This window comes from Bacillus sp. NPDC060175 (genome assembly GCF_042728695.1).
In the GTDB taxonomy this organism is placed as follows: domain Bacteria; phylum Bacillota; class Bacilli; order Bacillales; family Bacillaceae_G; genus Bacillus_A.
Map to the genome: position 1 here is coordinate 1 of NZ_JBHWYR010000033.1, position 19,054 is coordinate 19,054.

Sequence of the window (19,054 nt, forward strand, 5' to 3'; positions counted from 1 at the left end):
GATAAAGAGGAAACGATGTAGGGTATCGAGTGTTTAGGTAAGGAATGGTTACCAGTTTATGCGAGATGAAATAAACGGTTACCTAGTTTTGGAGGAGATTTAGGGTGCGTTTAGTTTTATCAGGATATTATGGTTTTTATAATGTTGGAGACGAAGCGATTTTACAATCAATTATTGAATCGTTAAGTAAAGAGAACCCGGATATAGAACTAGTAGTACTATCAAATGATTCTAAATATACAAAGGAAATGTATGGTGTAGAATCGGTAGATCGTTGGGATATAAAAGCTGTTTATCATGCGATAAAAAACAGTGATGGAGTTATTAGCGGTGGCGGGAGCCTTCTTCAAGATCAGACAAGTACGAAGAGTATTTTATATTATACGGGTATTATGGGACTCGCTCGATTATTAAAAAAGCCATATTATATTTATTCACAAGGAATAGGGCCAATTACAAAAGGATATAATCGTCTATTAGTAAAATGGAACTTGTCAAAAGCTTCCTATGTATCCGTTCGAGATGAGGATTCGTTTTTATATTTAAAAGGACTTGGCATAAAAAACGATATTGAAATTGTTCCAGATCCTGTTTTAACATGGAAACGGACAAAACAATCGGATTGGTTACAAAAGCATTCGATACATGGAAAAGTAATCGCGGTTAGTGTGCGTTATTGGAATGCAAAAGAAGATTATATAAAAAAATTAGCTATGGCATTAAAAAAATTAAAGCAAGAAGGATACCAAATTTTATTTGTTCCAATGCATGAGCCATTTGATCAAAAAGCTTCACGTGAAGTAGTAGATTTAATGGGAGAAGAGACCTATATGCTTCCATATAAAATGGATATTGACGAGAAAATATTCATTTTATCACAATGTTCACTATTAATTGGTATGCGTCTTCATGCACTTGTTTTTTCTGCTGTAGCCAAAACTCCAATGGTCGGGATTTCGTACGATCCAAAAATTGATTCGTTTTTAAGTCAAGTGAATCAGCCAGTTATAGGAAGTGTGGATGGCGAATGGAGTGCTGAGTATTTATATGAAATTGCGAAAAAGCAATTAATGCAACAAGGAACTGTGCAGCAAGAGTTACAATTGACAATAGATGAGCTTTGCTTGCAAGGCGAACAGGCAACAAAGAAACTCATTGATTATATGGAAAAAGACACTTTATTAAAAAAGTAAAGTGTCTTTTTTTGTGTGGAATTTAACGAAAATTCTAATTATAAAAACGTTTTATGTTAATTTCTATTTATTATGCTAATTTGATTGTGATTATTATATAATCAAATTTGTGATAATAAATTCGTAGATTACGAGGAGGACAACCGTGAAGACTTTTTCAAAAGGTATAACAGCAGTGGCGTTAACGGGATCATTACTTTTAACTCCTATTTCAAGTTATGCGGCAAATGATGATATTACAGGACATATGTTTGAGACTCATATGCGTTCACTTATTACTAAAGGAGTTTTAATGGGGTATGGTGAGAATGTATATGCGCCTGATAAATTAGTAACAAGAGCAGAGTTTGCTACATTCATAGCAAGGGCTTTAGATTTACCGAAAGCTGATTCGAATTTCGAGGATGTGCCGAAGACTTACGGTTTATATGATGGTGTAAGTAGAGCATATGGAGCGAAAATTATTAATGGTCGTACTAACGAGACGTTCTCACCAAATGATGTGATTACACGTGAAGAAATGTCGATAATGGTAAAGCGAGCGTTAGACTATAAAAATATTAAAATAGCTGTAAGTCCGCTTACCTTTACTGATAAAGATAGTATTAACTATAAAGAGCATGTACAAGTTATGGTGGCTACTCAAATTATTAAAGGGTATCCAGAAGATAATACATTTAGACCACATTTATCAGCTACAAGAGGTATGGCTTCAGCTATGTTGGATCGCATGCTTCAGACGATTGAAAAAAATGGAAATGACAATCCTGTAGAAACTAAGAAATATGTCGTGACAAATGTAAGAGAAAACGGAACAGAGCAAGAAGTAGAGCGCTATAGTACGTATAAAGAAGCGGTTACGGCTGCTCAAAATAAAGGTATTAATGCGGTAAAATACGAGAATGAATTTTTATGGATTAAAGATGGTTTTGCAAGTGCGAAGAGAATAACTGGGCAAAACATCATTAATATTTATGATGAGAAATTGTCAGCAGTATATACGTATATTCAGTATGGAACAGAATTGAAAGTGTTAGAAGTTGGCGAAGATCGTGTGAAAGTTCAACTTTCTGATTTAACAGGTTATGTGAAGAAGAATGAAATCAATTTAATTCCTACAAATGAAATGAAACAGTCGTCTTATTATGTGAAATCAGATGGATATTTATACCATAAATATTATACATATAATACAAGTTCACCTGGATATACAGAATTTAGATATGGTGTGGCACCTTCTTTCATGAAGCAAGGACAGCAAATGTATAGTGTAGATGGAAAGACATTTGGAGACGAAACTTTCTATCAATATTTCAATTATTTATCATTACGTTCGAAAACAGATTATACAGCTGAACAACTAGATAGTTATGTGAAATCGATTAAGCCAGACTCTCCATTAATTGGTTTAGGAAAGAAATTTAAAGAAGTAGAAAGTAAGTATAATGTAAATGCATTATTCTTATATTCATTAGCAATTCATGAGAGTTACTATGGAACAAGCGCTCTTGCAAAAGACAAAAATAATTTATTTGGTTTAAAAGCAACAGACGATAGTCCATATGGTAATGGAGAAGCATTTAATTCAAAAGAAGATTGTATTGAACATGCAGCAAAAGTATACATGAATGAAGGATATTTAAATCCAGGACATTGGCGTTATACAGCAACATATACAGGTGATAAAGCTGCTGGTTTAAATGCGAAATATGCATCTGATGCGAACTGGGGTAAAAAAGTAGCTGGGCATATGAATCGTTTTGATTCTTATTTAGGTAAAAAAGAATACAACAAGTATAAACTTGCACGTGTGATGAATAATGTGGAAGTGAAAAAGAATCCTAGTATATCAAATGAGCGACTGTATCGTTTAAATACAAATGCAGTTGTCACAGTTACTGGTGAAGAAATAATAAATGGAAAAGCATGGGTTAAAGTTATTTCAGATAATCCTACTGTAACTGAAGCGTATATCGCAAAAGAAAGTTTAGAATACGTAAAACATTAATTAAATAAGAAAGAAGGTGCTACTGACTTTTCGTAGCACCTTCTTTTTTATTCAATTTCAAAATCAACAATGATATAAGCGAGTATAACAACGAAGAAAATACTAACGGCTGGCGCTGTTAATACGTGGCCAGACATAAAGCCAATGCCAAGTGATAGAATGAGTGTGCTCGCTAATAGCATATACTTTACGGTTATGATTTTCTTAAAGTTTGTGATCATGCGGATGAATAATTTAATACCAAAGTATAGAAGTGGTATTAAGTAAATAAGGAAACCGACAATTCCAAAGGCGAAAAATAGGTCATGGAAGTCCATTTCAATTAACTTAATTTTATCAGTATAGTTACCAGCATAGCCCATTCCGAATAATTTTTGTGATAGTGGTGCGTCTTTATAGTATTGTTTATATACTTTTAAAAACTTATCGCGATCACTGTAAATTAAACTTTTGACCTCAGAGTCTGTTAGCTCACCTTTTGCGTGTTTTTTTGCTTCGCCCGGGTCTTCTTTAATTACTTTTCCTTCTTTTCTATCTTTTTCTTCTTGTACTGATTTTTTGTATTCGTATATTTGCATGTGGATGCCCATATTTTTTGCAATAGGAGTATGTGGTGTAAGTGCAATTAAACCCCCTAAAACAATAGCGGCAACAACTGTATTTACGAGATATGTGAATCCTTTACCTTCTTTTTTGCGATGAACCATATATTCAATGAATGAGAATAAAAGTGCCACGCCAAGCGTTAGAACAATTGCACCATATCCTACTTTCGTTCCGACCATAATACTTGCATACATCGCAAGTATTGTTGGAATCCAGTAATAGATTTTCGAGAAAGAAGTTGTTTTATGAATTGAATATAAGACAATGATTGGGAACATAATTGCAAAAATAGAACTTAAATCATTTCCAGCAAAGAACCAACCTCTTGAACCGATCTTTGAGTGAGGGTAACTTGGGAAATCTGTACCAGTTTGCATTGCAACAATCAGTGTGATGCTGAAAATTAAAGTTGCATATAAGAAATATGTAATGATTTTATGAAACGCATATTCTTTATTTTTCAACTCTTTAAATACGATAATATATCCAAACAGTAGCACAATTGGATATATACTTTTTAAAATAAATTTAACTTCCTCGCCAAATGAAACTGGGGATTTGACCATCAAATTATTTACAAGGCCAATTGTGAGTACAATCCCGAGTAGACATAAATAGAGAATGTACTTTTTCGCTCCAGGTTGTTTTCTATGAAGAAGTAGATAACCTAATGCAAGAAGCATAAAGGCGAAACGGACTACGATTCCAACTGTTGCGCTCATGTGTAATACATAGATTGAAAAAGATGTTAATAAATCTAAAATTGGTTGAAACACAATGAATAGCAATAGGAAATGCGGGAAGTAGTTATCCGTTTGTTTCAACTTAGTAACCATATGTTCCTCCATTTCTTCATTCCTTTATTTCAGCATCCAAGGGATGTGTATAAAAGCCTATTTACATAATAAGGCGAATGAATTTCAATATTTATTTTTTCGCATCAAAATTAAGAATACACCATTTCATTGTAATGGTAAATAGATGAAAAATATTGATAAACCGACTTTAATTTCTATATTTTTTAACGAAATTGGATGTTTTATACGGAGATATATACAAATTACGAGAATATTAGACAGAAAATTAAGAAAAAAGAAGGATTTTTAACATGCTTTCTATAATTATATAAGTATAATCTTCATGTGGAAAAGAGGGGTATATATAATGGAAGTAACAAGTAAAACAGAATCTGTTGTTGTGAAATATGAAGGGCGCGTAGCAACGGTTATGGTCAATCGCCCAGAGGTTTTAAATGCACTAGATGAACCAACGTTAAAAGAGTTATTACAAAAGCTGAAAGAAGTAGCGGAAAGTTCCGTTCACGTTGTTGTGTTATGCGGAAGTGGCCGTGGTTTTTCTGCGGGTGGAGATATTAAATCAATGCTTTCAAGTAATGATGAAAGTAAGTTTGAAGGCATCATGAATACAATTTCTGAAATCGTGGTGACGTTATATACGATGCCAAAGCTTGTTATTAGTGCAATTCATGGACCAACTGCTGGACTTGGATTAAGTATTGCATTAACAGCTGATTATGTCATGGCAGATATATCATCAGTTATTGCGATGAACTTTATTGGAATCGCTTTAATTCCAGACGGTGGTGGCCATTTCTTCCTTCAAAAGCGCGTCGGTGAAAATATGACGAAGAAGATCATTTGGGAAGGGAAGAAATTATCAGCGACAGAAGCGCTAGATATCGGTTTAATTGATGAAGTAATCGGTGAGAATTTCCAAACGGCTGTGAAGCAAAAAATTAATGAATGGTTACACAAACCAATCAAGGCGATGATTCAAACGAAACAAATTTTATGTGAAGTAAATCGTTCTAATTTAGAACAAACGCTTCAGCTCGAAAAGCGTGGTCAATATGCGATGAGACAAACAGCGGACCATAAAGAAGGTATTGCTGCTTTTCTAGAAAAACGTTTACCAGCATTTAAAGGAGAATAAAGGGAAGAAAGTGCTAACACATTTTAGTATAATTGTGTTAGCGCTTTTTTTAAGGAGTAATAAATGAAGAAAATGGTCGGTGTTGTCTCTATTATTTTACTTACAGCCCTTCCGGAACGAGAAAGCCCATCGCCTTTAGGCATGGGATGAAAGTGAGGTTGGACACGGAGTGCCACTAAAAATCGCAAGGTTCGTGGTACTTTAAGTATCCAAAGCATAAGTAGTTTCTTCGGGGCTTTTTATTGTGATTTTTTGAAAATAAATGATAAATTGTAACTAGAATCAATGATGATAGAAGTACGTTTCAAAGTGTTTGAGAGAAAAATCGCCTCGTCTCATATAGTTGCAAAGTTTATGGACACGTTCTTATTTTGTTTCTATTGCTAGAAATGTATCAAATGAAAGATGTTGAAAATTAAACACCAAGGGGATGAAACGTATGTCACAGACCCTAACAGTGAAAGTGAAATTGATCCCAACAAAAGAACAAATCCGTTTATTAGAACAAAGTAGTCAGGAATATATCAAAGTCATAAATACACTTGTATCAGAAATGGTTGAAGCAAAAGAAAGTACGAAAAAAAGCACGAAAAATATTGAAGCAAGTATCCCAAGTGCGGTGAAGAATCAAGCAATCAAAGACGCGAAAAGTTTGTTTGCTACAAAAATAAAGAAAAGCCATTATAAAATCATTCCGATTTTAAAGAGGCCTGTTTGTATATGGAACAATCAAAATTATTCATTTGACGCCACTCATATTTCAATCCCGTTTAAGGTAAATGGAAAGTCCACTCGTTTAAAGGTCCGCGCTTTATTAATCGATAAAAACAATCGCAATTTGAATTTGTTAAAATATAAATTAGGTACACTTCGTATCACAAAGAAATCGAATAAATGGATGGCCCAAATATCTGTCACGCTTCCAACAAATGAAAAGGCAGGGATGAAGATTTTAGGAGTAGACTTAGGTCTCAAAGTCCCCGCGGTAGCAATCACTGATGATGATAAGGTTCGTTTCTTTGGAAATGGTAGGAAAAACAAATATAGGAAGCGTAAGTTTCGTAGTGTTCGTAAAAAGTTAGGAAAAGACAAAAAAGTAAATGCCATTCGGCGAATGGATGATAAAGAGCAAAGATGGATGCAAGATAAAGATCACAAAATAAGTCGTGAAATCATTAATTTTGCGATTGTAAATCATATTTCTGTCATTCGATTAGAACAATTAACGAATATAAGACAGACGGCAAGAACAAGCCGTAAAAACGAAAAAAACCTACACACTTGGTCATTCTATCGTTTGTCAAAATTTATTGAATATAAAGCGATATTAGCTGATATTCAGGTTGAATATGTAAATCCTGCTTATACAAGCCAAAGCTGTCCGAAATGCGCTGAAAAGAACAGGGCACAAGACAGAAAGTACAAGTGTCCATGTGGGTTTGAGACACACCGTGATATCGTTGGGGCGATGAATATTCGCTACGCAACTGTGATTGATGGTAACAGTCAATCAGCCTAAGCACCTATATGGTCTGGTTTAGGAGGGGCAATGAGATGCTCTCATCTTGAAGGCTGTTCAAAACAGAAATGGACTGCGAACGCTTAGTCATTCAAGAATCCCACCCGTAATTCCGTAAGAATTCGGGCTTGCGACTTTAGTCGTGGGAGTCTCAAATATTATGCTTTGCATAGTACACCATCTCTTACGGTACGGACTGCATTATTCTTTGAAGGACATCCAACTGTTGCTTTCTCTGGTGAAGTGAAGAAAGAACGGGATGTGAAAAAAGAGGCGATTCCTGATGAGTATCAAACCTTATACGGCGATAAGAAAGAAGAACCAGAGCATTACTTCTTTCCGGTAGTAAGGGCGCACGGATCAGGAATTGATATGTTAAGTGCTTGTGTGAAAAAAGAGTGGTTTTTCTATAAAGCAGAGCTCGGGTGTTTTTAAAAATAGGAGGATAAGTGATGTCAACTTATAACAGGTTAGTAAGAGATCGTGTCCCGGAGAAAATCTTAATGTCTGGAAAAACATATACAGCACAAAAATTAACAGGACAAGCTTACATACAAGCGTTAGCGAAAATTGGTACAGAAGAAATTCGTGAATTTGCTTCGATGAAAGATCGTGAACATGCGTTAGATTCACTTGCAGATGCACTTGAAGTTATTGTTTCATTAGCTCGCGCAGAAGGTGCAACAATTGAAGAGGTAGAGCGTATTCGTAAGCAGAAAGAAGAAGAGCGCGGCGGGTTTACAAGAGGGATTTATTTGATGGACGTTTCGGAAGAGTAGTTTTATAGAAAAAGCACAGCGTTAATGCTGTGCTTTTTGTCATTAAGATTAGGGTAAAGTGAATTTTATTATAATTTAGAAAATTAAACTATATTGGTAGAGGTTTTATAGTAAATTTTGTATACTAAATAGTAGAAAAAAAGAGGAGGAAACGACAATGGCACATCATGTAAAAGAAACGATGGAATTAATTAAAGAGCTTGTCTCTATTCCAAGTCCATCTGGAAATACGGCGAAAATTATTAATTTTATTGAAAACTATGTAAGTGAGTGGAATGTAGAGACGAAGCGTAATAATAAAGGTGCTCTCATCTTAACGGTTAAAGGGAAAAATGATGATCAGCATCGTCTATTAACTGCACATGTTGATACGCTAGGTGCGATGGTGAAAGAGATTAAGCCTGACGGTCGTCTTCGCTTATCTATGATTGGTGGATTTCGCTGGAACTCTGTAGAAGGGGAATATTGCGAAATTGAAACGTCAAGCGGTAAGACGTATACAGGGACGATTTTAATGCATCAAACATCTGTCCATGTGTACAAAGATGCAGGGGAAGCGAAGCGCGATGAGAAAAATATAGAAGTGCGTATTGATGAGCGTGTCTTTTCAGCAGATGCAGTACGTGAGTTAGGAATTGAAGTAGGAGACTTCGTTTCATTTGATCCACGCGTTCAAATTACGGACAGCGGATACATAAAATCACGCCATTTAGACGATAAAGTAAGTGTAGCAATTTTATTGAAATTAATTAAGAGATTACAAGATGAAAAGGTAACATTGCCATATACAACGCATTTCTTAATTTCGAATAATGAAGAAATTGGGTACGGTGGTAATTCTAATATTCCAGAAGAAACTGTTGAATATTTAGCAGTTGATATGGGGGCGTTAGGTGATGGACAAACATCTGACGAATATACAGTATCTATTTGTGCAAAAGACTCTAGCGGCCCGTATCATTACGCTTTACGTAAACATTTAGTAGAGCTTGCGAAAACGAATAATATTGAATATAAAGTAGATATTTATCCGTACTACGGATCTGATGCATCAGCTGCGATTCACGCGGGATTTGATGTGAAACATGCGTTAATTGGAGCGGGTATTGATTCTTCTCACGCATTTGAACGTACACATGAAAGTTCTATTGCTCATACAGAAGCATTAGTGTATGCATATGTAATGTCTAATTTAATTGAAGAATAATTTCATAGATAATAGAGAGCTGATTAAAGATACTATTTTTAATCAGCTTTTCATTTGGCGAAGCGATTAGGAGACATGTCCTAATCGCTTTTTTATCCCGCTATTTGCGGGCTGACTAATTTTTTACTTTATATACATTCATTACAAGTTATATATATGCGATTTTCGTTATACGGCGGGAAACGTATTTACTATAGATATATAATGTTATACACTATGAAAGGAATTAATTGATAGTTAATATTTTTTAGTTAGATTGATTGAAAAAGTTGCATGAATATGAAGTTTTGAGAGGAGATTTATTTTTCATGAAGTACAAAGCAATAGTCGCAGGCTTATTAGCAGCAAATTTACTAGCACATCCAATTAGTAGTTTAGCAGAAACGAAGAAATTTCCTGATGTTTCAGATAGTGCGTGGTCGAAAGACGCAATTTATTATTTAGTAGAGAGAAATGTAATTAACGGTATGCCAGATGGTAACTTTATGCCATACGGAAATTTAACACGTGCCCAGGCAGCAAAAATTATCGCAACAGCAATTGGTGCTAAAGTAGATCCAAACGCGAAGCCGTCTTATAATGATGCAAAAAATAATTGGGCAGCCCCATTTATTGCAGCCATGGAAAAAGAGAATATTATTAAAGGGCGAGAACCAGGAGTATTTGATCCTGAAGGGAAAGTAACTCGTGCTGAAATGGCAGCTATGCTTGTAAGAGCATATAATTTGAAAAGCAAAGTAACAGGACCAGTGCCTACAAAATTTGCTGATTTAGAAAATCATTGGGGTAAAGAAGAAGTTAATATTTTAGTAGAATTAAAACTTTCTTTAGGTACAGAGGATGGCTGGAAACCGAATGATTCTATTACGCGTGAACAAGCAGCTCAACTTACTGCGCAAACAGATAAATTTAGCAAAAATAGTGATCGTCCAGTAGAAACAAAGAAAATGTACATAGATAGAAAATTCATTACATATCACGCACCATCATTAGGTTCTGGGATTAGTGCAAATCAGCATAATCCACAAACGGTTGAAATTAAAGAAGAGCGAGATGGATGGATCAAAATTGCAACAAGTAACGGTGATAAATGGACACCTTTAGTAGAGAAAACAGAAGCTATTAATGAAGGATTCACTACATATGCAGAAGCTTTTTCTTCAAAAGTAATGGGAACACATAACGCACAACAAGTAACTGTTATTGAAGAGAAGGACAGCTGGATTCGCATCCGCATGGGCGCTGGTTTCCAATGGGTTAATAAAAACCAATTAAATCCAGTGAAGCAAGGTAACTTCTTAGAAGGAAAAGCGATTATCATTGATCCAGGTCATGGTGGAGCGGATTCAGGTAATCCAGGTTATTATGAGAAAGAAAGTCAAACCGTATTAGATGTATCATTACGATTACAGAAAACATTTGAGAAAAAGACACCATTTACTGTGTTATTCACTCGTACAGATGATACACGTCCAGGAACAAGTGCTTCTGATTCTTTAAAGAAACGTGTAGAATTTGCTCAAAAAAATAATGGGGATATCTTTGTAAGTATCCATGGTAATGGTACGGAAAGTAAAAATGGACAAGGTACAGAAACGTTCTACTATGAATCAGCGACAGCAAGAGGAACAAATCCTAACGTATCAGAAAGTCGTTTACTAGCAGAAAAAATTCAAGAGCGTCTTGTAGATGCACTGGGAACAAAAGATCGTGGTGTGAAAAAAGGCGATTTATACGTAATTAGAGAAAATACAATGCCAGCTGTATTAGCAGAATTAGCATTTGTAGATAATAAAAGTGATGCAGATAAACTAGCTACACCAGCACAGAGACAAAGTGCAGCGGAAGCTATTTATCAAGGTATTTTAGATTACTACGAAGAAACGGGTAACAACGTATCTTCTTTCCGTTAATTAATAGAGATAATAGTAAAAGAGATTGCCAATAGGCAGTCTCTTTTATTTGTGAAACGAATTATAAAGGTTTCTCTTTATTTCGGGCATGTGATATCATTTAATTTTATATAAATAGTATTCGAGTAATTGTAATCATAACAATTTAAAACGATAAAGGATGATCATAGATTGAATAATCATAGTAAAACACCTGCATGTATATATACATATGCGTTTCGCGAAGAGGAGCGTGCTTTATGTTACTTGGAAATGCGCTCGTTCTTTGGGATGGAGTCTCACGTTAATATTTTGAAAAGTGAAGTCAAGATTGCTCCGAGTAGAAGTCCGTTTATTAAAGAGCGCGTTGAGGTTATGTATGAAGGGGACGACTTAGAAAGCATTTTGGAACAAGTGGAACAAATTGACTTGGCGGGAGCGACGTTCAAAGTCATCTTCGTTAAGATTAATGACCTTGTTGGAGAGAATAAAATTGAATATGGAGACAGACGTCTTATTGAGCGAGACCTCGGCATGCATATTGAAGGAGAAGCAGACGTTCGTAATCCAGAGCGTGCATTCGGGATTGTTCCTCTTGGCGGACGTTGGTACTTCGGACACTATGTAGAAAGTGATCCGGTTTGGTATCATCACATAAAAAAACCGCATAGCTACTCGACATCACTGAGCACACGTGTTGCTAGAGCTGTCGCAAATATCGCTGTACCGAACCCAGAGGGAGTACGAGCTATTGACCCGTGCTGCGGTATTGGAACAGTAGTAGTAGAAGCACTTTCTATGGGGATTAACATCGTTGGTAGAGATATAAATCCACTTGTGGTTCTTGGAACGAGAAAAAACATCGCACATTTCGGGTTTGAAGGAACAGTAACAAATGGCCCGATTGAAGAACTTACTGAGAACTACGACGTCGCAATTATCGATATGCCGTACGACCTATTTACGCACGCAACACCAGAAGATCAACTCTCGATTCTGTCAAGTGCGCGCCGCATTGCAAAAAAAGTAGTCGTTGTAACGATGGAAACAATGGACGACATGATTCATGAAGCGGGATTTGAAATTACAGACCGCTGTATCACAAGAAAAGGATCATTTTCTAGACAAATTCTTGTTTGTGAATAGGAAAGAAAGGTCACCCGTTTGGGTGACCTTTTTTGGTTTGTATTATTGTAGCTTGATGTGTGATTGGTTGGTGGAATGGAAGGAGGGATTTGGCGATAAGTCGATATTCCATGTCGAATCGCCGATATATTCAGAGAATCAGCCGATATCAAATTATTCTTCTTTCGTTGTCTCTTGTTGTGCGATTAATAAATTGCGTAATACGTGTCCGCGGTAACTTTCTAGTTTTCGTCCTTCATGATAGCGAACACCTAATTTTTTAAGCTCAGCTACGTACCAGCCTTTCGTTCCGTAATACATTGGATCACTTCCTTTTTTCTTTTGAACAGTATATGTGCTGGGGCGAGAGAATTTTCTTTTTTTATTCATGAAATTTACGAAAATGAACATTGAATATTCAGTCTACTTGTATTATGATTAACTTATTATCGGATGACAGTGATTAGCCTCTCTGTAAGCCCGGATGCCTTTTTGAAAATGAATAGAGGAACAACTTCTTTCCACTTGAACTTCCTTAGCAGGAGGACGAGCCATAAGGATAGGGGCAGTAAAATTCAATGCAGTTGTATGCGTTGTTTTTCTGGCTCTTTTTATTTTTGCTAGAAAAGTAGGAGGGGTTGGTGAACTGTTTGGCTAAAGAGAAAAAGGAGTTACAGAAGGATTTAAAAACTCGGCACATAACGATGATTTCGATTGGCGGTGTTATCGGGGGCGGTTTGTTTGTAGGAAGTGGAACGATTATTCAATCGACGGGTCCAGCAGCGATTTTGTCCTACATTATCGGCGCTTTAATGGTTGTGCTCGTGATGCGGATGCTAGGAGAGATGGCAGCGGAAAATCCTGATAGTGGTTCTTTCGCAACGTACGCGAACAAAGCAATTGGGCCGTGGGCAGGGTATACGATTGGGTGGTTATATTGGTTTAACTGGGTCATTATTATCGCAATCGAAGCGGTGCTTTTAGGCGTGATGATTAACAATTGGTTCCCTTCGGTTCCAGCATGGTTAGCAAGTTTATGTATGGTCCTTTTAATGACGATGACGAATGTATATTCAGTAAAATTGTACGGTGAGTTTGAATATTGGTTAGCGTTTATTAAAGTTGTGGCGATTGTTGCGTTTTTAATTTTAGGAGTTTCGATGTTTTTTGGACTTGTTCCAGGAGTAGAGAGACCGAGTCTCGCTATTATTACGGAACACGGTGGTTTCTTCCCGAATGGAATTGTCCCTGTCTTACTGAGCGTTGTATTTATTTCTTTCTCTTTATCAGGAAGTGAAGTCGCCGCTATTGCAGCCGGGGAATCGGAAAATCCAGAGAAGAATGTTATACGAGCTATTAATAGTGTAGTATGGCGCCTTATGCTTTTTTTCGTAGGGTCGGTAACAGTTTTAGTTATGTTTATTCCGTGGACGGATAAGGAGTTATTAAAACTTCCGTATGCAAGTTTATTTAATATGGCAGGGGTACCTGCAGCCGCAGAAATTATGAATGGTGTTGTATTTTTATCACTACTTTCCGTTATGAACTCAGGTATATATACGAGTTCACGTATGTTATTTTCACTTGCTAAAAAAGGTGATGCTCCGGCTAGTTTCTCACGGTTAAATAGTAGAGGGACACCGGTTGTAGCGATATATGCAAGTATCGTATTTGCATTTATTTGCGCGATGTTGAAATTTATATCTCCTGATAAACTGTTCGCGTTTTTAGCGAATAGTTCAGGCGGGGTAACGATGCTTATGTATATGTTCGTTGCTGTTTCGCATGTCAAGTTAAGACGAGAAAGGGAACAAGAAGGGGCTGGGAAGCTAAAAGTGAAAATGTGGTTATTCCCTTATCTCACATATGCAACGCTTTTAATGATTATTACGATATTTATTTCACAAGCATTTATAGCAGATATGCGGATGCAGTTTTACATGACATTATTAGCTACGATTCTAGTAATAATAAGTTATTTTTTAAGAGTTAGAAAGTTCGATAAGCAAAAATTGAATGATTTTACGATGATAAAAGATGCGGAAGTTAGCTTAGAAGAAAAATAAGAAAAGGGGTATGTGCCATGTTGAAAGAGAAGAAAGATATTACAACTACAAAATCTAGCATATTACATGAAAGAAGAAAAAATGCGGTGCCAGAAGGGCCTTACAATATTACAGAGTTGTATGTGCAATCAGCAAAAGGCGCGATTATTACTGATGTAGATGGCAATGAATTAATCGATTTTGCGGGCGGAATTGGTATGCAAAATGTTGGGCATTGTCATCCTAAAGTAGTAAAGGCGATTCAAGATCAAGTGGAATCTTCTATTCATAGTTGTTTTCATGTAGCGCCTTATGAAAGTTATATTACACTCGCGGAAAGACTGAATGAGTTAACACCAGGTGATTTTAAGAAAAAAACGATGTTTGCGAATAGCGGTGCGGAAGCAGTAGAAAATGCGGTGAAGATTGCTAGAAAAGCTACTGGAAGAAGCGCGATTGTTTCGTTTGAGCGTGCATATCACGGGCGTACACTTTTGACGATGTCACTGACAAGTAAAGTGAAACCGTACAAGCATGGATTTGGTCCGTTTGCATCAGAAGTATATAAATTACCATATCCGTATTATTACCGTGCTGAAGAAGGACTGACACCAGAAGAAGTAGACGCGCAAATTTTAGCGTATTTCGAACGCTTTATGTTAGAGGAGGTAGCAAGTGATAATATCGCTGCGATTATTTTGGAACCGCTTCAAGGAGAAGGTGGATTTATCGTTCCGACGACTACGTTCATGCAAGGAGTACGAAATATTTGTGATAAATATGGAATTATTATGATTGCAGATGAAATTCAAACTGGTTTTGCTCGTACGGGAAGCTTATTTGCAATGGATCATTTCGGCGTAGCTCCTGATTTAATGACATTTTCAAAATCAATCGCTGCTGGAATGCCGCTGAGCGCAATAACAGGAAGAGCGGATTTGATGGATGCACCTGGACCAGGTCAATTAGGTGGTACTTTCTCAGGAAGTCCGGCTGCTTGCGCGGCTGCATTAGCTGTTTTAGATGTAATCGAAGAAGAGAATTTAGTGAAGCGCGCTGTAGAAATTGGCGAGCGCATGATGGAAGTCTTTAATAGCTGGAAAGATAAATACGAACTAATTGGTGATGTCAGGGGCCTTGGCGCTATGACTGCAATCGAGCTTGTAAAAAATAAAGAGACGAAAGAGCCAGCAGCTGAAGAGGTTAAAGCGATTATGAAGGAAACGCATAGTAAAGGGGTCATTACGATAAGCGCTGGTATTTATAGTAATGTACTTCGCTTCTTACCACCTCTCGTTATAACAGATGAACAGCTTGAAGAAGGGCTTACTATTTTAGAAGCTGCTATTGCGAAACTATCAAAATAAAAATGATGGGGGCAGGGGAATGAAGTTTTTCAATTATATAAACGGTGAGTGGAGAGAGCCTTCCACGAATGCATACGTGAAAAATTATAATCCGCATAACGGGGAAGTGTTAGGTGAATTTCCGTTTAGTTCAGTAGAGGATACACGAGTAGCAATTGCATCAGCGAAAGAAGCGTTTCATAAATGGCAAAAGTTATCGTTTCAAGAAAGAGCAAGTTATTTATGGAAAGCGGCAGCTATTTTGAAAGAAAAGGTAAATGAAATTGGTCTAGATGTAACAAGCGAAGAAGGAAAGACGATTGCGGAAGGGATAGGAGAAACGAAGCGAGCGATTAGCATTCTTGAATATTATGCAGGGGAAGCAAATCAGCCGATTGGAGAGCTCATCCCGTCTGCTAATGAGAGTACAATGCTTTACAGTAAACGTGTAGCAGTAGGGCCAGTTGGATTAATTACGCCGTGGAACTTTCCGATTGCAATTCCAGCGTGGAAAATGGCGCCGGCACTAATTTACGGAAATACGATTGTCATTAAGCCGGCTGAAGTTACGCCAAACTCGGTGTACCATCTTGTAAATGCCTTTCATGAGGCGGGCATTCCGGCAGGCGTTATAAATTGTGTATTCGGCAAAGGTTCTGAAGTTGGAGCAGAATTAACGGGAAATCCGGATATAAAAGCGGTATCCTTTACTGGCTCTAATCACGTTGGAAACATCATTCAAAAAGAAGCGGTTGAAACTCAGAAAAAAGTACAATTAGAAATGGGCGGAAAAAATCCGTTAGTTGTATTAAAAGATGCCGATATTGAAAAGGCGGTAAGTATTGCGATAAAAGGTGCGTTTATGTCAACAGGGCAAAAATGTACTGCAACAAGTAGAGTAATAGTCGAAGAGGACATTTATGAAGCGTTCAAGGGTCGACTGTTGCAGCGCACGGAAGCTCTTACAGTTGGAAACCCGTTAGAACCGGATACATTTATGGGCCCATGTGTTTCCAAGGGGCAGCAGCAATCTATTTTATCGATGATTGAAGTAGGAAAAGGAGAGGCTACCTTACTGTATGGAGGCAGCGTGCCGGAAGAAGCTGAACTGCAGCGAGGGTGCTATGTTTTACCGACTATTTTTGAAAATGTCGATAAAGATGCACGCATTGCGAGAGAAGAGATTTTCGGTCCAGTTATATGTTTATTTAAAGTGAATAGTTATGAAGAAGCAGTTTCTTTAGCGAATGATACAGAATATGGACTAAGTGCATCGATTTGTACGAATAATTTAAGTTTATCGCAAAGGTTTATTGATGATATGGAAGTTGGAATGGTACACGTGAATTCAGAAACTGCAGGAGCAGAACCACAAGTTCCGTTTGGCGGAATGAAAAACTCTAGTGCTGGACCGCGTGAACAAGGAAAAGCGGCGAAAGAATTTTATACAAGAATAAAGACAGTATACGTAGATCAAGTATAAGAGCCAAAAAACATAGTAACGGAGGATGAAATATGCGTAAAGGGACATTTTTTATGGCGGGACACTCGAGACTTCCGAAAGGGATGGCTGTTCGCAGTATGTACGAGACACTAACAATTACAATTGAGGCAGATCATAAATATCATGTCATTATTGAAGCGTCATGTACGCTTGCGACAGAACATGGTAGAGACTTCGTCGCTCAAATGTTGAGAGGACATAGTTTGCAAGATGGTATTGAAGAAATCGTTCAAGACATTATGGACCATTATCAAGGAAAAGCGCAAAATGCTATCGTTAGTGCGGTAAAGGATTTGCATCGCCAATACGTAAGTTATTTAAATGATGAACAGCCTGGGCGTGAGTACGAGGAAACAACACCATAAAAACTGTCTAGTTTATATAGCCATAAATGAGAGCCAGTTGTATTTCCGTTAACGGGATACGACTGGCTTTTTATATTGAGGAGGCAAAAACTATGAAAAAGTTAAATGAAGTTCAAGTTGTAAAACAAGAGGCGAAAAAAAGAGGATGTGCGGAAAGTAAGGGGATTTGTAAATAAAGTATGTCGAGAAAATAATAAAAAACGAATTGACAGTTAGAATATTTTGAATTATTATTTAATTAATAAGATCCATACGAGAAATTAGCCTTCTCTATATTCGATCTTGCTTTCCTGTTTTACAAATATTTTCATACAAACTGTCTATTATTATTGTACTTTAAGAGATTAAAGAACACTCGTAATTATGAGCCAGTTGTACGTTTCTACGATTTTATGTCGTGGATGCGTATGACTGGCTTTTTCGATGTTAGGGCAGTAAGACCGAATCTCAGCATAAGAAGATACGGATAACTGTCTGTAAAAAACGTCCATAAGTTCTTCATATTTAAATTAGGGAGGAATTGAAATGTCGATTATTACAGAACAAAGTACGAAGATGAAATTTGCTGAAAAATATGAGGGATATGAGATTGTTCCTCATCCAGAGCATAAGCGTTTATATCATATTGTGTTAAATCAGCAATTGCTTAAGCAGTTTTTTGAAGAGGTAAAAGAGCATTCAGAGCAATCATTACAATACATTCCTTATTCTCGGTTTAATCTTGCTGATGGAATGAGAAAGATTTTTGGGCAATCATTTATGGATAACATTCGCGGCATTGTTCATGACCGTGAAACGGGCGGATTTACAATTGGGGTACAAGGTGAAACGGCAGATCCAGCCGACTACGTGAAATTTGCAACAGCGTTAACACATTTAATCGGGGAACCAAACTTTGATGCAATGACAGGAACGTATTATGCTAGATTTAATGTGAAAGATACAGATAGTAGTGATTCTTACCTTCGTCAAGCGTACCGATTGTTTACACTTCATACAGACGGTACATTCGTTGATGAACCGACAGATTGGATTCTTATGATGAAAATTGAAGAGCAAAATGCAGTAGGAGGGGAATCCCGTTTACTACATTTAGACGATTGGGAAGATCTTCAGAAATTTAGAGATCATTCGCTCGCATCTGTTAAGGTTACGTATAAAGCACCACCAAGTAAAAATGCGCAAGAAATCGTCTATCGTGAAACATTTTTTGATGTAAATAACGCACCATGTATTTGCTTTATTGATCAGTTCGCTTATCCAGATAATATTGAACAAGCAAACTATCTGAAAGACTTATCATATTCTGTTGAAAACTCACCAGCAACACATGCATTAAAATTGCCAATTGGTGACTTAGTTCTGTTAAACAATTTATTTTGGATGCACGGAAGAGCTGCATTTGAAAAAAATAAAGATTTATATAGAGAACTAATGCGTCAACGTGGTTGTTTTTCTAAATAATATGTACGGCGGGTCTCTCAAGGAGACCTGCCTTTTATACTATTAAGG

The 19,054-nt window shown here is 36.8% G+C and carries 16 protein-coding genes and 1 pseudogene; 15 read left to right on the forward strand and 2 right to left on the reverse strand.

Annotated features, from left to right (window positions below):
- Positions 1 to 104: 104 nt before the first annotated feature.
- Both csaB and ACFWDE_RS16975 read left to right on the forward strand, forming a co-directional pair.
- The gene (gene csaB, locus ACFWDE_RS16970) at positions 105 to 1,193 is read left to right on the forward strand and encodes a polysaccharide pyruvyl transferase CsaB (protein ID WP_002150264.1); all 1,089 of its coding nucleotides are present in this window, start codon (positions 105 to 107) and stop codon (positions 1,191 to 1,193) included.
- Between the two features lie 145 nt (positions 1,194 to 1,338).
- Complete coding sequence (locus tag ACFWDE_RS16975) at positions 1,339 to 3,201, forward strand: S-layer homology domain-containing protein (RefSeq protein ID WP_377893482.1); 1,863 nt, start codon at positions 1,339 to 1,341, stop codon at positions 3,199 to 3,201.
- Positions 3,202 to 3,248: 47 nt separating this feature from the next.
- Here the strand turns inward: ACFWDE_RS16975 and ACFWDE_RS16980 are convergent, their stop codons facing one another.
- On the reverse strand, positions 3,249 to 4,643 hold the full coding sequence (locus tag ACFWDE_RS16980; RefSeq protein WP_377893483.1) for an O-antigen ligase family protein: 1,395 nt from the start codon (positions 4,641 to 4,643) through the stop codon (positions 3,249 to 3,251).
- Between the two features lie 328 nt (positions 4,644 to 4,971).
- On the opposite strand from ACFWDE_RS16980, the gene ACFWDE_RS16985 reads away from it, so the two are divergent.
- The 8 genes and pseudogenes from ACFWDE_RS16985 (at position 4,972) to ACFWDE_RS17020 (ending at position 12,303) form a co-directional block, all read left to right on the forward strand.
- A complete protein-coding gene (locus tag ACFWDE_RS16985) occupies positions 4,972 to 5,760 on the forward strand; it encodes an enoyl-CoA hydratase (RefSeq protein ID WP_377893485.1) in 789 nt (262 codons plus the stop codon).
- A gap of 304 nt (positions 5,761 to 6,064) precedes the next feature.
- Positions 6,065 to 6,172 (forward strand): annotated as a pseudogene (locus ACFWDE_RS16990) (IS200/IS605 family transposase); the annotation flags it as partial.
- Positions 6,173 to 6,199: 27 nt separating this feature from the next.
- Positions 6,200 to 7,279 carry an RNA-guided endonuclease InsQ/TnpB family protein gene (locus ACFWDE_RS16995; RefSeq protein ID WP_377893487.1) on the forward strand — a complete coding sequence of 360 codons (1,080 nt, stop codon included), beginning with the start codon at positions 6,200 to 6,202 and terminating at the stop codon, positions 7,277 to 7,279.
- A gap of 120 nt (positions 7,280 to 7,399) precedes the next feature.
- Complete coding sequence (locus ACFWDE_RS17000) at positions 7,400 to 7,714, forward strand: hypothetical protein (protein ID WP_377893536.1); 315 nt, start codon at positions 7,400 to 7,402, stop codon at positions 7,712 to 7,714.
- Between the two features lie 17 nt (positions 7,715 to 7,731).
- Positions 7,732 to 8,058 (forward strand): nucleoside triphosphate pyrophosphohydrolase, encoded by a 327-nt coding sequence (locus tag ACFWDE_RS17005; RefSeq protein ID WP_088035287.1) that lies wholly within the window; start codon positions 7,732 to 7,734, stop codon positions 8,056 to 8,058.
- A gap of 157 nt (positions 8,059 to 8,215) precedes the next feature.
- Positions 8,216 to 9,265, forward strand: a complete 1,050-nt coding sequence (locus ACFWDE_RS17010) for a M42 family metallopeptidase (RefSeq protein ID WP_377893489.1) — start codon at positions 8,216 to 8,218, stop codon at positions 9,263 to 9,265.
- Positions 9,266 to 9,573: 308 nt separating this feature from the next.
- The gene (locus ACFWDE_RS17015) at positions 9,574 to 11,178 is read left to right on the forward strand and encodes an N-acetylmuramoyl-L-alanine amidase (RefSeq protein ID WP_377893491.1); all 1,605 of its coding nucleotides are present in this window, start codon (positions 9,574 to 9,576) and stop codon (positions 11,176 to 11,178) included.
- Positions 11,179 to 11,349: 171 nt separating this feature from the next.
- On the forward strand, positions 11,350 to 12,303 hold the full coding sequence (locus ACFWDE_RS17020; RefSeq protein ID WP_002087319.1) for a TRM11 family SAM-dependent methyltransferase: 954 nt from the start codon (positions 11,350 to 11,352) through the stop codon (positions 12,301 to 12,303).
- 153 nt (positions 12,304 to 12,456) lie between these two features.
- On the opposite strand, the gene ACFWDE_RS17025 is transcribed toward ACFWDE_RS17020, so the two are convergent.
- Positions 12,457 to 12,672 carry a YflJ family protein gene (locus ACFWDE_RS17025; protein ID WP_377893538.1) on the reverse strand — a complete coding sequence of 72 codons (216 nt, stop codon included), beginning with the start codon at positions 12,670 to 12,672 and terminating at the stop codon, positions 12,457 to 12,459.
- Positions 12,673 to 12,923: 251 nt separating this feature from the next.
- Between ACFWDE_RS17025 and ACFWDE_RS17030 the strand changes: the two genes are divergently transcribed.
- The 5 genes from ACFWDE_RS17030 (at position 12,924) to glaH (ending at position 19,006) form a co-directional block, all read left to right on the forward strand.
- The gene (locus ACFWDE_RS17030) at positions 12,924 to 14,348 is read left to right on the forward strand and encodes an amino acid permease (RefSeq protein ID WP_377893493.1); all 1,425 of its coding nucleotides are present in this window, start codon (positions 12,924 to 12,926) and stop codon (positions 14,346 to 14,348) included.
- 17 nt (positions 14,349 to 14,365) lie between these two features.
- Positions 14,366 to 15,694 (forward strand): 4-aminobutyrate--2-oxoglutarate transaminase, encoded by a 1,329-nt coding sequence (gene gabT, locus ACFWDE_RS17035; protein ID WP_377893495.1) that lies wholly within the window; start codon positions 14,366 to 14,368, stop codon positions 15,692 to 15,694.
- A gap of 19 nt (positions 15,695 to 15,713) precedes the next feature.
- Entirely contained in the window at positions 15,714 to 17,156 is a 1,443-nt protein-coding gene (locus tag ACFWDE_RS17040; RefSeq protein ID WP_377893497.1) for an aldehyde dehydrogenase family protein, read from the forward strand.
- Positions 17,157 to 17,188: 32 nt separating this feature from the next.
- Entirely contained in the window at positions 17,189 to 17,542 is a 354-nt protein-coding gene (locus ACFWDE_RS17045; protein ID WP_002114774.1) for a DUF3870 domain-containing protein, read from the forward strand.
- 525 nt (positions 17,543 to 18,067) lie between these two features.
- Positions 18,068 to 19,006 carry a glutarate dioxygenase GlaH gene (gene glaH / locus ACFWDE_RS17050; protein WP_377893499.1) on the forward strand — a complete coding sequence of 313 codons (939 nt, stop codon included), beginning with the start codon at positions 18,068 to 18,070 and terminating at the stop codon, positions 19,004 to 19,006.
- The last annotated feature ends 48 nt before the right edge of the window (positions 19,007 to 19,054 follow it).